This is a genomic window from Paraferrimonas sp. SM1919, from assembly GCF_010993985.1.
Taxonomy (GTDB): domain Bacteria; phylum Pseudomonadota; class Gammaproteobacteria; order Enterobacterales; family Shewanellaceae; genus SM1919.
In genome coordinates this window covers 1-12,753 of sequence record NZ_WINH01000035.1, presented here as the reverse complement: position 1 = coordinate 12,753, position 12,753 = coordinate 1, and the positions used below count along the sequence as shown (strand labels likewise).

The following is a 12,753-nucleotide window of genomic DNA, read 5'->3' as shown; positions in this document are numbered from 1 at the left end:
CTTAATACTTTCTAATTTGGTTAAATGCTGCCGCTATTTTCTGCGGAGATTTTTTTCCTGGTGAAGACTCCACTCCAGAATTGATATCAAGCTGGTAAAAACCACATTTAATAGCTTGTTCAATATTCTCAGGATTTAATCCGCCAGCAAGAAAACTGTTTGCAACGGCCTTCTTTTTAAGGCTTTGCCAGTCTAGGCAAACGCCATTTCCGCCATAATTACCCGTTTGTTTGTGATCATAAAGTACCACATCAACTAAGCTTGATGGTGCCTGATTTGGGGATGTAGCCTGCCAGATTTGGCAATTAGGAGGCAATAATGGCTTTAATCGCTCAAAGTAGTCTGAACTTTCATCCCCATGGATTTGTACCGCATGCAAAGCTAAGGTGGCTGCGGTTTTCGCTACTTCGGCAACTGGTGCATTTACGAACACCCCTACAAAGTTCAGTAATTGGCTTTGACTAATAATCTGCGCCTGCTCTTGGCTAATATAGCGGGGCGATTTAGGGTAAAAAATAAAGCCGCCATAGCTACCGCCGGCCTGTTGCACGGCAAGGGCATCATCAAGGCTTTTTAAACCGCACACCTTTACCTTACCAAAAACCAATTTACGACAAGCAAGATCGAGATTGTGTTCGGCCATTAATGATGAGCCCACTAAAAAGCCATTGACCAGAGGCGCTAAGCGGCGCACATCATCGTTGGTATAAATCCCTGATTCTGAGATGATCACCCTATCTTTTGGAATTTGCGGGGCGTATTGCTCAGTGGCTTTCAAGTCAGTAGATAAGTCACGCAGGTTACGGTTGTTAATACCAATGATTTTGGCATCGAGTTTAAGCGCACGCTCAAGTTCCTCTTGGTTAGACACTTCAGTTAGAATGTCTAACTGATATTTGGCTGCGTGCTTGGCAAGGGCGGTGTAACGCTCATCATCAAGCACCGACAGCATCAATAAGATCGCATCGGCACCAGCGTGTGCGGCTAAATCCACCTGGTACTCGTCAATAAAGAAGTCCTTACACAAGACCGGTTGGTGTAACTCAGCCCTTACCTTAGGTAAGAACTCAATGTTGCCTTGGAAGTATTTTTCATCGGTCAGTACCGATACGGCGCTGGCATAGTGTTTGTAAACTTTGGCAATGGCCACAGGGTCAAAGTCTGCACGAATAAGGCCTTTCGAAGGGCTGGCCTTTTTGCACTCAAAGATAAACCCGGCCGGCCCTTGTTTAAGGGCGTCGTACATGGAACGGTCCGACACCTTAGGTTGTAGGCTGGCTTGTGGGTAGCGCAGTTTTAACTCTTCAATGTGGCGAGCTTTATCAATAACAATTTTTTCTAATACATTAGCCATGGGAACACTCTGCAAAGGCTTCTAGGGTTTTAAGGGCTTGACCCGATTTTAGGTGTGCTAACACCTTAGCGGTCGCCGTTTTTAAGTCAGGCTCAAGGCCATTAATGTAAAGGGCACAGGCGGCATTGACGGCAACGGCATTTTGCTGGGCAGCGGTGGCAGTGCCAGTCAGAATGGCTTTTGAGATCTCAAGGTTTTGTTGTGGGTCGCCACCTTTAATGTCTTCTAAGCTGGCTTCATCCACACCAAAGTCGGCTGGGTTGAGTTGGTAGCGGCTAATATCACCGTTATTTAATTCAATCACCTCGGTAGTACCATGGATGGCAACCTCATCAAGACCAGCGCCGTGCACCACCATGGCACGCTGAGTACCTAGGGCTTTTAGGGTTTGGGCGATAGGCTCAAGGTAATCTGGGGTATAAACACCCAGCACCATGTATTCTGGGGAGGCTGGATTGACCAATGGCCCCATAATATTGAATATGGTGCGGGTTTTGAGTGCGGCACGAACTGGGCCCGCATGTTTAAAGCCGCCGTGATAATGGGGCGCAAATAAAAATGCCAGATTAGTCTTATCTAAACAGTCCTTGGCCGTCTCTGCACTCATGGTTAGGTTAACCCCAGAAGCGGCCAACAGATCCGATGAACCACTCTTACTCGAAACGCTACGGTTACCATGTTTAGCGACTTTTACCCCCATACTGGCGGCGACTATCGCAGCAGTAGTTGAGATATTAATGGTGTGGTGACCATCACCGCCGGTGCCGACGATATCGGTTACTGGGTATTCACGCTTTGGAAAATCCGCAGCTGCTTGGCGGATAGCGCTGGCGGCCCCGGTGATCTCCTCAATGGTTTCACCCTTTAGTTTAAGTGCCACCAATACCCCAGCCAGTAATGCAGGCTCAACTTCGCCTTTTAACACGGCTTGAAAAAATTGCTGAGATTGTTCGCTGCTAATGCCTTGGCCAGTCATTAGCGCATCAATAGTGGTTTGCATTAGTCTGTTTCCTTACAAAGCTGGGTGAGGGTTTGTTTCAGTAATTTAGCGCCATCTGTGGTTAAAATGGATTCAGGGTGGAACTGAAAACCGATCGCCTTATGGGTTTTATGGCTTACTGCCATGGTCATGCCATTGGTGGTGGCTAAAATTTCCATATCGCTAGAAACATGGGTAGCCACTAATGAATGATAACGAGCCACTGGTAATGGATTGCTCATCCCGGCAAAAATGCCAGTAGCGGTATGTAAAGTTGGGCTGGCTTTACCATGCATGACTTCTGGGGCGCGGGCAACGGCACCACCATAGTGTTGCACCATGGCTTGGTGCCCTAAACAAATGCCCAGCATAGGTACTTTGCCTTGCATTAGCGCTATCAGTTCCATCAAGCAGCCAGCATCCGATGGCGCACCTGGGCCAGGTGATAGCACTAACACACAGTCTTGGGTTTCCGCATTGATTGCCTGCTGGATGTACTTAGGGTCAATATCGTTACGGTAAATCACCACTTCAAAGCCAAGTACCCTAAATTGATCCACCAGGTTATAGGTAAAAGAATCAAAGTTATCTAATAGGAAAATTTTCATAGGCCACCTCCTTGTTTAATGGCGCTGATCACCGCTTGGGCCTTGTTACGGGTCTCATCGGCTTCATCTTGGGCGATAGAGTCGAACACCACGCCAGCTCCTGCTTGCACATGGGCCATGCCATCGGCAACCACCGCTGAACGGATCACTATGCAAGAATCCATATTACCGTCGCCATCAAGATAGCCTACCGCACCCCCATAACTGCCACGGCGAGTGCCTTCAACATTTCTAACCAGCTCGGCCGCACGCACTTTGGGCGCACCCACTAATGTCCCCATATTCATACAAGCTTGGTAGGCATGGAGGGCATCTAGGTCTTCCCTTAATTGTCCGATTACTCGAGAAACCAGGTGCATCACATGGGAATAGCGGTCAACTTTTAATAGTTCCGCCACCTTGCGACTACCAGGCTTAGAAATACGGGCAATATCATTACGGGCAAGATCCACCAGCATAATGTGCTCTGCCAGTTCTTTTTTATCTAGGCGCAAATCCAGTTCGATACGACTATCAAGATCGGCATCAATATTACCGTCGCTATCTTTACCGCGAATACGAGTGCCAGCAATAGGATAAACTTCCACTTGGTTAGTATCCGCCTGGTACTTTAATGCACTCTCTGGCGAAGCACCAAAAATACAAAACCCATCCGCTTGCATATAAAACATATAGGGGCTTGGGTTCGATAGCCTTAGCGCTGCATAGGCACCAATAGGATTCGGGCAAGGCAAGCTAAAGGCGCGCGAAGGCACCACTTGGAACACATCGCCCGCAACAATATTTTGCTTTAAGTCATTAACCGTTCTGCAAAAATCTTCATCCGATACATTTGGCTCGGCTTCTTGGGTGACGGGCTTAAGAGTCTTAATGGGTTGGCAAGTCGTAATTTGCTGTGCCAGCTCCCCTGCCCGCAGGGTTAACCGAGATAATGCCTGGGGATAATGTTCGCCACCAAAGGCATAGGTCACCAGTTGCGCTTGTTCGGTTTGATGGTCAATCTTTAACAGGCTTTCGGCAAGGATAAACAAATAATCCGGGCAAGGGTTTACGCCGTCTTTTACTTCTGGCAGGTTTTCAAAGGTTTCAATAAAGTCATAACTGATGGCGCCACCTAAGAACAGGCTTTGGTGTTCAGGGTAAAGCACGTCAATCGATTGAATAAAGCTGCGTAAGGCTTCGAAGGGGCCTAACGCTTTCAAACGTGCATCTTCGTCAAGGATAGCTTGGTTTTGGGCAAGGGTAACGGTAAGTTTATCTGCTGTCAGAACCTGCTGAGATTGATTGAAATGTTGCTCAATTAATGGCAATAGTGACAGCCCATTCTCATTAAGAAAGTGAAATTCAATATTATTGCCCATACAACTAATGGTGATGGCGCCGTCGACTAGAATTAAACTTTGAATCGCATTCTTGGTATTGATTTCAGCCGACTCTAGCAACATAGAGTAGGGTTTTTCTGCAGCTAAATGTTGATACAGACTCAAAGGATCTGCACTGTAAGGCACCTGAGTTTGGTGACTATATAATTTTCCTAATTCTAACGTCATATTTACTTACCTTTTGCCTTTTGTTTACTTCCTTGCGGGCATAAAAAAACCCGCAGTATCTGCGGGTTTTTTGAGCTCTTATGAATTAAAGATGCAACAAAATACACAACCCGCTAAAGGGAGTTGTGCCACCACCAAGTAATGTTAAGTTGCATTGTTAAAGTCATCAGAGTTCCTTGAATCTGTTTGTTAGCTATAGAAAATACTTTTTAACTGCTAAAGTCAACCATTAATTTTTACCCTTATAAAAATTCATATAAACACTTAACCAATTTAGGGTTTTTCTTTACAATGGTGATTATGAATGAAACTTCTTTAATAATTGACTTGCATTGCCACACTACGGCTTCTGATGGTCAACTGACTCCGACCGAAATAATACATCGTGCTCATGGTAACGATATAGACGTGCTGGCGGTGACTGATCATGATACAACAGCCGGATTAGCTGAAGCACACCAGGCTAACAATAGTTTCGATAAGCCACTGACTTTAATTGATGGTGTTGAAGTGTCCGCTAAATGGCACAGCTTTGATATTCATATTGTTGGTCTAGGCATAGACAGACATAATCCAGGGTTCCAGGACTTTTTAACCGAGCAACGCCTAAGAAGGGACACCAGAGCCCTAGCGATTGGCGAAAAACTCGAAAAAGCAGGCATAGAGGGCGCCTATGAAGGTGCCAAGGCGCTCGCCAATGGCGCTGCTATTTCCCGCGGTCATTTTGCCCGTTATATGGTGAACCAAGGTTACTTTACAGCGATGGCTGGCGTCTTTAAAAAATACCTAGTTAAAGGCAAAACCGGTTATGTGGCTAATAACTGGCACTCGATAGAGGAAACCGTTAAACAAATCCATAATGCCGGAGGAGTGGCCATTATTGCCCATCCTAGTCGCTATAATATGAGCACTAAGTGGCTTAGAAAACTCATCAATGAATTTAAATCTTGCGGTGGAGATGGCATAGAAACGGTGCTGTCCCAGCAGGGAGTAGACGAGCGTGCTTTATTAATAAGTTTTTGTCACGTTTATGATTTATACGCTTCATTAGGAAGTGATTTCCATTTTGACAGTCCTTGGGTAGACTTAGGACGTAACATGCATCAGCCTAGTGATTGCCCGTGGATTTGGCAATCCCCTAAGTGGCAGGAGAAAATAGCAATATGAGCCAGTTTTTTTATGTCCATCCGGACAACCCTCAGCCTCGCTTGATTAACCAAGCAGTAGCGATCATTCGTAAAGGTGGCGTGATCGTGTATCCAACGGACTCTGGTTACGCCATCGGTTGTCATATTGGTGATAAAAAAGCACTCGATACCATCATTCAAATTCGAAAGTTGGATAAAGACCATAATTTTACTTTGATGTGTCGTGATTTATCTGAGTTATCACTGTATGCCAATGTGGATAATACCGCTTATCGTTTGCTCAAAAATAACACTCCTGGTAGTTATACCTTTATCTTTAAGGGAACCAAGGAAGTGCCGCGCCGATTGCTGAACCCTAAGAGAAAGACCATTGGTATTCGGGTTCCTGATAATGTGATTTCATTAGCATTATTGGAAGCGCTAGGTGAGCCTATGATGTCCACCAGTTTGATTTTACCCGGTAATCAAATGACAGAGACCGACCCCGAGGAAATCCGTGACCGCCTTGAACATTCGGTTGATTTGATCATCCATGGTGGGTTTTTAGGGGAACACCCAACCTCAGTGGTTGATTTTTCCAATGACGATATTGAAATTGTCCGTCAAGGAAGTGGTGATCTGACGCCATTCCAATAATTAGACTTAATTGCTATTAATCAAGCTATAACCCTGTATAATAGACGGTTTGGTTAAAATGCACATTCAATGGAGGGGATAATGGCAGAGCCGATTCAACAGCAATTACCATTGGCAATTGTTCAAGGTGAACCTCTAGTTACCCTTCCTGATGATCTGTTTATTCCGCCAGAAGCAATGGAAGTGTTTCTAGAAGCCTTTGAAGGGCCTTTAGATTTATTGCTTTACCTTATTAGAAAACAAAAACTTGATATTGTTGAGTTGCCTATTTATGCCATTACTGAACAATATCTAGGTTACATTGAAGCGTTAACTACCCTTAAGATTGAATTGGCTTCAGATTATTTGGTAATGGCTTCGACTTTAGCTGAAATTAAAAGCCGTTTACTGTTACCAAAGCCAAAAGTTGAAGGTGAGCAAGAAGAAGATCCAAGGGCATTACTGATCAAGCAATTACAAGCATATGAAGTGATCAAACAAGCGGCTACTGAACTTGATATTTTGCCAAGACAAGACAGAGATTTTTTTGCCGTAGAAGTGCCTTTAGGGGAGGAGTATAAACCTGAGATCATTCCTCCTAGGGTAACGTTAGAAGAATTAGCTTTCGCTTTTAGTGAAGTGATCAATCGCGCTTCAAAGTTTAAAGATCATCATGTTTCTAAAGAAACACTATCGACCAGAGAGCGCATGAGCCAAATTTTAGAGAAACTCGATAAGCACAAGTTTCTTTTGTTCACAGATTTATTTGTGGTCAGCGAAGGTAAAGCTGGAGTGGTAGTAAGTTTTCTCGCTATGCTGGAATTAGCTAAAGAACAATTAATCGAACTGGTACAAAATCAGGTATATGGGGAAATCCATGTAAGGGCAAAGCAAGGAGCAATAGCCAATGCGTGAGCAAATCATTAGGCCCGAACAACTGAAGGGCATTATTGAAGCAGCGGCTTTTACTAAAAGAGAAGGAGTGACTGTCAAGCATCTAAAAGAGGTCATCCTCGAAGGTATTGCGGTCAGTAATCAAAAAATTAAAGAAATTATTGAACAGTTGCAACAAGACTACCAAGGTCGAGGCGTGCAACTGGTGAAAACTGGGAATTTTTACCGTTTTCAAACTAACAATGACTACGGAGAGTTATTAAATCGAAGTAACCAAGTCAGTGCGCCTAAATATTCTAGAGCAGCGATGGAGACATTGGCTTTGATTGCTTACCAGCAACCCATTACTCGAGGTGAAATCGAGAAAGTGAGAGGGGTTTCAGTCAGTAGTCACATTATTAAGACTATGATTGATAGAGACTGGATCAAAGTTGTAGGTCATAAAGAAGTGCCCGGAAGACCGGCTCTGTATGCGACTACAACAGAATTTTTATCTTATTTCGGGTTATCAAGTTTGTCGCATCTGCCAGAGTTAACTCAAATTGAGTCATTAGAGGCTATGCTTAAAGCTGATGCAGCAGCAGTGCTAGATGTGCCCGAAGAAACAGAAGAGTATGTGAATGAGTGAAAAACTTCAAAAAGTACTAGCCCGAGCGGGTCATGGCTCTCGTAGAGAACTTGAGCGTATGATCGCCGGTGGCCGAGTATCTGTTGACGGTAAAGTCGCAGTACTTGGGGATCGTATCGACGCCGATGTCGAAGCCAAAGTACGCATCGATGGCCATGTGGTTAGCATTGCTGGCGAAAAAGAAGTGATCTGCCGTGTTTTGGCTTATTACAAAACTGAAGGTGAGATCTGTAGCCGTAAGGATCCAGAGGGTCGTACTACGGTATTTGATCGTTTACCTAAAATGAAAGATGCCCGTTGGGTAGCCGTAGGTCGTTTAGATATTAACACCTGTGGTCTTTTATTATTTACCTCTGATGGTGAGTTGGCGAACCGCCTAATGCATCCATCCCATGAGGTAGAACGTGAATACGCTGTGCGTGTATTTGGTGAAGTGAACGACGGTATTATCCAGCGTTTACGACAAGGCGTACAGCTAGAAGACGGTCCGGCTAAGTTTACTAAAATCAAAGCTTCAGGCGGTACTGGCATGAACCAGTGGTTCAATGTAACCCTAAACGAAGGTCGTAACCGCGAAGTTCGTCGTCTATGGGAAAGCCAAGAAATCCAAGTATCACGCTTAATGCGTGTACGTTACGGTAAAATTGAGCTGCCTAAGAGCCTACCCCGTGGTGGCTGGATGGAATTGCCGATTGAAGAAGTTAACTACCTACGTGAAACCGTAGGGCTACCAAAAGAAAATCGCTCCATGATGGATGTGACCAAAAAAGGCAATAAGCGCGATAAGATTAAGTCTTCGAAAATCCGCCGTGCTATCCGTAAGCACGCCGAGCGCAGCCAAAAAGACAGCCGCCGCTAATCTTTAGTTAGCGAGCTGAAGACAATAAAAAACCGAGCCAATGATTATTGAGCTCGGTTTTTTTGTGTTTGAAGATTAATTACCGATTACCGATAAATACACATATGGACAGGCATAGTTAATACAGTGTGCGTCTAGATTTGGCGAATCGCTTATTAAGATCAATGTGAGTAAGAACTTTTGCACTGCACCCGCGGTGTCACAGTGCTGCGTGATTTTTGATTAATAGACGCTTAGAGCAAATAAACCAAGCCAATAAAGCTCAACCTTACTTCCAAGCACCACAGAGTATGGCCAACATGAATGAAGCTTGATTGAAGCTCAATATTTTGTGTTGTAAGTTATTGATTAATAATGGGTGGCTTAATGCCTCTTACATTCTCTAACCCTGTGACGGCTGTTATCGCCGCTGGCGCATGGTTTTATGCAAACTATGAATATTCAGACGAGGCCCGCGCAGGCCTAGAGTACTTACTGGATTAACTATGTTCTTAAAAAAATACCTACATTGGATGAAAATTAGTTATTACTACCGTTATACCGAAAAATATACCGACCCCGATTCAACCAATGGGGATCACATATTATGTGTAATACTGTGCTTTATACCATTATTGGGGGGCTATTATGGGTGGATGCTTCTTATATTACTAATCACTTCGGACGCATCTGGTTATATCCTCCCTGAACTCATCTTGGATGGCTTGGGTTACTTGGTTCCCATAGCTATTATCTTTGGGATCATCAAGTGTTGCAGCAATAAAGCTTGTCAAACCTACGCCAATCAATCATTGCAAGAGGAATGGATTACAAAGCATGGGACACTTCAAGGGTATAGTTTGAAGGAGAAACAAGCAATGGCTTGGCGCTATGTATTCAAATTTTGCTTTTACCCATTAATACCGTGGGTTTTGATGCTTCCATTAACTAAGTTAACTGGATATTTATTCGGGAGTTAACGAAATAACAAGAAAATAACAAAATAACTATACACATATAGACATCCATAATTAATTGGCATGCTCAGGGTAGTAAAGCAATTCTAGAGGAGCACGGGCTAGACTGGTATCGTGGCCCTGAAAACGTAAACTGGGCGCCGCATAACTGGAAAGGCCTACATACTACGGCAGAACAAAAGGCAATATATGAAGGCATTAACCGAGCAAATAGCGCTAATGGAAAACAAGGCGTCATCGATTATCTATATGGCACGGCAGAGTTATATCGTGAAGGAAGTTTGATCCATAGATAAGCATTAACTGACTATTTATGAGTATATGAAGAGAATGATATGTTAAAAGAGTTGTATGCAGCAGTAAGGGAAAATGATCCAGATAAAATATCAGCATTACTGCACCAATTTCCAGAATACAAAGTGGATACCGGATTTCAGGGCAATATCCTTGCTTACGCTGCTTCATTAAATAATGTCGATATGATGGCACTGCTGTATAGGCACGGGGTCGCTATCGAGGCACAATCCAACCGAGAAGCCTCAGCGCTCTCAGCCGCTGCCAGAAAAGAAGCTTTTGAGGCCGTGCATTGGCTAATCGAGCATGGGGCAGCTTTAAATGGTGAAGGGCGAGATTGGCCTTTGGAGGGAGCTATACATGCTAATTCAGCAAAAATGGTGACATTACTACTGTCCCATGGCGCTAAAACAGACTATACCTTTGGTCACTTTAATTATACCCCGAAAACCTTTGCCCAATCCTTTGGGCAAAGCCATGCTGAAATTGTAAGAATACTAGAGCAGCATGAGCAACAAGGGACTATTCCTGTTATGGAAGATTCTGAGCTAACAGTGCATAGCGATCCCATAGTTCGACATATGGAGCGGTACTTCGGTAAAGTGGAGCCCTTGGCACAGCATCAAATTATTTCTGAGGTGCCAGTCACGATATATGTGATTAAGCAACAAGGACCCGAGCCTTATACCATTATATTTACTTCAGGTATGAGCGCATTGCCGATGACGGTGCCCGAGGGTGCTGAGGGGTATCAATATTCTGAATTAATGATGTGTTTACCATTTGATTGGCCAACGGAGCCTAAGTTGTTAGAGCAGGAAGATTATAGTTGGCCATTTGAGTGGCTGCGCAGGTTGGCTCACTACCCGCATATGCAGCAAACTTGGATAGGACTCAGCGCTACCTTTGCAAGCGAACACCCACCAAAGCCGCTTGCTCCAAATACTAATATGTCTTGTCTATTAGCGTTAGCAAACGGGGAAGATTCAGCGGTAATTAATGCCGACGATGGCAGAAAGATTCAACTGTATTCTGTTTATGCAATTTACGAGAAAGAGAAAAAGCTTGTTGATACCAAAGGGGTTGAGGCATTGCTACGTAAATTCCAGAGAAAGCATGTATCGAGGGTGCTGGATTTGGGACGTAAACCAGTAGTTTGGTTCTAGTTAATAAATAGAAGTAAAAACAGTAAAGGCATACTTGAACGGCTTAATATCCCAGCAGAGAATTGGGAAAAAATCGTCAATGATTTTGGTAAGGTATTTCATGGCCCCGTGGGTACCTTGCAAGAGTATGATAAATACTGTGAGCACTTAGAAAGGCGGCGAAAGCATTTCAAACAAAGTTGCCAACTCTTCGAGTAAGCATATCTGTTATCTATTCAATCTGTGCACCGCATTCGCGGTGGGTTAATGCTGCGTCAATTAGGGTTAATAGGCGCTTATAGCAAATAAACTAAGCCAATAAAGCTCCCCCTTAGTTCCAAGCACCACAGAGTATAGCCAACATGAATGAAGCTTGATTGAAGCTCAAGATTTTGTGTTGTAAGTTATTGATTAATAATGGGTGGCTATAGTTAGTTCCGGTGCTTGATACAATCTTAGGTTTACATGGCTCTGATATTCCAACGGCACTCAATCAAGCTGGTGATAGATACAATAGATTACGCGCCATTGGTTTAAATCATTATGATTCATCCATCACGCCGGCCTATAAGTTTTAACAATTAGATGGTGATTTAATGTTTATTGTTCGTTTGATATGGAACTATTTTGTAATGGTACCTGCAGTATTTTGTGTGGGTATTATCTATTACTTTTATACAAAGAGGGAGACATCTTTTCGACAGATTCATGTCGGAAGTATCTGTGTATCGGCGCAAATTCTTAGTCTGTTTGTCATTATATTTTGGTTCATGGGTGGGAGCCTTTGGCAATTTTGTGTTTGGCTTAGTGATGCCACCAAAGTGGATCCTAGTCAATCTGATTTGGCAATTTGGATGTACTTGGCTATCGGCGTAATCCCATCATTCAAAATAGGGGGCGAGGTTGATAGAAGAGTTAAGGAGGGAGAGGTAAGTTGGTTATTAGATAGTTCAATGCCTCTTCGCATAATTTACATCTTACTTTTTCCAGTTGTATTTTTTGGGTTGATATTGATGAACGCATTTTTAGTGAGCTTTATTGATGAGAACCATCTCTATTTTTGGCCAAAATAAGGAAGACCTTTAATCGAGACATATATGGACGCTCCGGTGGTGTCAAGGCACAGTTTGCCTATCGGGGCATGTTTGTCCCGATAATATTCCCTGTCTTACTTCCAGTTATTTGTGATTCGATGCCACGCTCATCCGCATAAAGCGGTTATTCTGACATATATTCGGGCTAACCTTTTGGTTGCCCCTAATGAGTTCCGAACCAACACGACCTTAATGTGTTATCAACCAATCGGTAACACACATAGACAGCCATAATTAATTCCAGCAGAGAATTGGGCAAAAATCGTCAATGATTTTGGTAAGGTATTCCATGGCCCCGTGAGTACCTTGCAAGAGTATGATAAATACTGTGAGCACTTAGAAAGGCGGCGAAAGCATTTCAAACAAAGTTGCCAATTCTTCGAGTAAACACACCACTTATCTATTCAAATTTTGCACTGCACCCGCGGTGTCACAGTGCTGCGTGATTTTTGATGAATAGATGCTTAAAGTAACCAAACCAAGCCAATAAACCTCAACCTTACTTCCAAGCACCACAGAGTATAGCCAACATGAATGAAGCTTGATTGAAGTTCAAGATTTTGTGCTGTAAGTTATTGATTAATAATGGGTGGCTATAGTTAATTTTTATGGAAGTCTATTGATTCTGG

General features: G+C 43.6%; 12 protein-coding genes, 2 pseudogenes and 1 other annotated feature. Of the genes and pseudogenes, 10 read left to right on the top strand and 4 right to left on the bottom strand.

Annotated features, from left to right (window positions below; genetic code table 11):
* Window position 1: 1 nt before the first annotated feature.
* The 4 genes from trpCF to GFB48_RS16430 are packed head-to-tail and all read right to left on the bottom strand — an operon-like array spanning window position 2 to window position 4,491.
* Window positions 2-1,354 carry a bifunctional indole-3-glycerol-phosphate synthase TrpC/phosphoribosylanthranilate isomerase TrpF gene (gene trpCF / locus GFB48_RS16445; protein ID WP_163938344.1) on the bottom strand — a complete coding sequence of 451 codons (1,353 nt, stop codon included), beginning with the start codon at window positions 1,352-1,354 and terminating at the stop codon, window positions 2-4.
* Entirely contained in the window at window positions 1,347-2,354 is a 1,008-nt protein-coding gene (gene trpD / locus GFB48_RS16440; protein WP_163938341.1) for an anthranilate phosphoribosyltransferase, read from the bottom strand. The genes trpCF and trpD overlap by 8 nt, the downstream gene beginning before the upstream one ends.
* Window positions 2,354-2,941 carry an aminodeoxychorismate/anthranilate synthase component II gene (locus GFB48_RS16435; RefSeq protein WP_163938336.1) on the bottom strand — a complete coding sequence of 196 codons (588 nt, stop codon included), beginning with the start codon at window positions 2,939-2,941 and terminating at the stop codon, window positions 2,354-2,356. The genes trpD and GFB48_RS16435 overlap by 1 nt, the downstream gene beginning before the upstream one ends.
* Window positions 2,938-4,491: an anthranilate synthase component 1 gene (locus tag GFB48_RS16430; RefSeq protein ID WP_163938333.1), complete on the bottom strand. Its 1,554-nt coding sequence runs from the start codon at window positions 4,489-4,491 to the stop codon at window positions 2,938-2,940. The genes GFB48_RS16435 and GFB48_RS16430 overlap by 4 nt, the downstream gene beginning before the upstream one ends.
* A 40-nt stretch (window positions 4,492-4,531) precedes the next feature.
* Window positions 4,532-4,630, bottom strand: a sequence feature (Trp leader region).
* 161 nt (window positions 4,631-4,791) lie between these two features.
* Between GFB48_RS16430 and GFB48_RS16425 the strand changes: the two genes are divergently transcribed.
* The 10 genes and pseudogenes from GFB48_RS16425 to GFB48_RS17725 all read left to right on the top strand — a co-directional run.
* Window positions 4,792-5,658 carry a PHP domain-containing protein gene (locus GFB48_RS16425; protein WP_163938330.1) on the top strand — a complete coding sequence of 289 codons (867 nt, stop codon included), beginning with the start codon at window positions 4,792-4,794 and terminating at the stop codon, window positions 5,656-5,658.
* Window positions 5,655-6,275: an L-threonylcarbamoyladenylate synthase gene (locus tag GFB48_RS16420; RefSeq protein ID WP_163938327.1), complete on the top strand. Its 621-nt coding sequence runs from the start codon at window positions 5,655-5,657 to the stop codon at window positions 6,273-6,275. The genes GFB48_RS16425 and GFB48_RS16420 overlap by 4 nt, the downstream gene beginning before the upstream one ends.
* An 81-nt stretch (window positions 6,276-6,356) precedes the next feature.
* Window positions 6,357-7,169: a ScpA family protein gene (locus GFB48_RS16415; RefSeq protein WP_163938325.1), complete on the top strand. Its 813-nt coding sequence runs from the start codon at window positions 6,357-6,359 to the stop codon at window positions 7,167-7,169.
* Entirely contained in the window at window positions 7,162-7,776 is a 615-nt protein-coding gene (gene scpB / locus GFB48_RS16410) for an SMC-Scp complex subunit ScpB (protein WP_163938323.1), read from the top strand. The genes GFB48_RS16415 and scpB overlap by 8 nt, the downstream gene beginning before the upstream one ends.
* The gene (gene rluB, locus GFB48_RS16405) at window positions 7,769-8,635 is read left to right on the top strand and encodes a 23S rRNA pseudouridine(2605) synthase RluB (RefSeq protein ID WP_163938321.1); all 867 of its coding nucleotides are present in this window, start codon (window positions 7,769-7,771) and stop codon (window positions 8,633-8,635) included. The genes scpB and rluB overlap by 8 nt, the downstream gene beginning before the upstream one ends.
* Window positions 8,636-9,926: 1,291 nt before the next feature.
* Window positions 9,927-11,051, top strand: coding sequence for a suppressor of fused domain protein (locus GFB48_RS16400; RefSeq protein WP_163938319.1), 1,125 nt, complete (start codon window positions 9,927-9,929; stop codon window positions 11,049-11,051).
* 12 nt (window positions 11,052-11,063) lie between these two features.
* Window positions 11,064-11,249, top strand: a pseudogene (locus GFB48_RS17730) (transposase); the annotation flags it as partial.
* A 221-nt stretch (window positions 11,250-11,470) separates the two neighbouring features.
* Complete coding sequence (locus GFB48_RS16395) at window positions 11,471-11,608, top strand: hypothetical protein (RefSeq protein ID WP_163938317.1); 138 nt, start codon at window positions 11,471-11,473, stop codon at window positions 11,606-11,608.
* A gap of 18 nt (window positions 11,609-11,626) precedes the next feature.
* Entirely contained in the window at window positions 11,627-12,103 is a 477-nt protein-coding gene (locus GFB48_RS16390; RefSeq protein WP_163938315.1) for a hypothetical protein, read from the top strand.
* A gap of 258 nt (window positions 12,104-12,361) precedes the next feature.
* Window positions 12,362-12,511, top strand: a pseudogene (locus GFB48_RS17725) (transposase); the annotation flags it as partial.
* Window positions 12,512-12,753 lie beyond the last annotated feature (242 nt).

Coding starts and splice junctions, on each gene's coding strand:
- GFB48_RS16420 (WP_163938327.1), top strand. CDS start 5,655: ATGAGCCAGTTTTTTTATGTCCATCCGGACAACCCTCAGCCTCGCTTG.
- GFB48_RS16390 (WP_163938315.1), top strand. CDS start 11,627: ATGTTTATTGTTCGTTTGATATGGAACTATTTTGTAATGGTACCTGCA.
- GFB48_RS16400 (WP_163938319.1), top strand. CDS start 9,927: ATGTTAAAAGAGTTGTATGCAGCAGTAAGGGAAAATGATCCAGATAAA.
- rluB (WP_163938321.1), top strand. CDS start 7,769: ATGAGTGAAAAACTTCAAAAAGTACTAGCCCGAGCGGGTCATGGCTCT.
- GFB48_RS16415 (WP_163938325.1), top strand. CDS start 6,357: ATGGCAGAGCCGATTCAACAGCAATTACCATTGGCAATTGTTCAAGGT.
- scpB (WP_163938323.1), top strand. CDS start 7,162: ATGCGTGAGCAAATCATTAGGCCCGAACAACTGAAGGGCATTATTGAA.
- trpCF (WP_163938344.1), bottom strand. CDS start 1,354: ATGGCTAATGTATTAGAAAAAATTGTTATTGATAAAGCTCGCCACATT.
- trpD (WP_163938341.1), bottom strand. CDS start 2,354: ATGCAAACCACTATTGATGCGCTAATGACTGGCCAAGGCATTAGCAGC.
- GFB48_RS16430 (WP_163938333.1), bottom strand. CDS start 4,491: ATGACGTTAGAATTAGGAAAATTATATAGTCACCAAACTCAGGTGCCT.
- GFB48_RS16425 (WP_163938330.1), top strand. CDS start 4,792: ATGAATGAAACTTCTTTAATAATTGACTTGCATTGCCACACTACGGCT.
- GFB48_RS16435 (WP_163938336.1), bottom strand. CDS start 2,941: ATGAAAATTTTCCTATTAGATAACTTTGATTCTTTTACCTATAACCTG.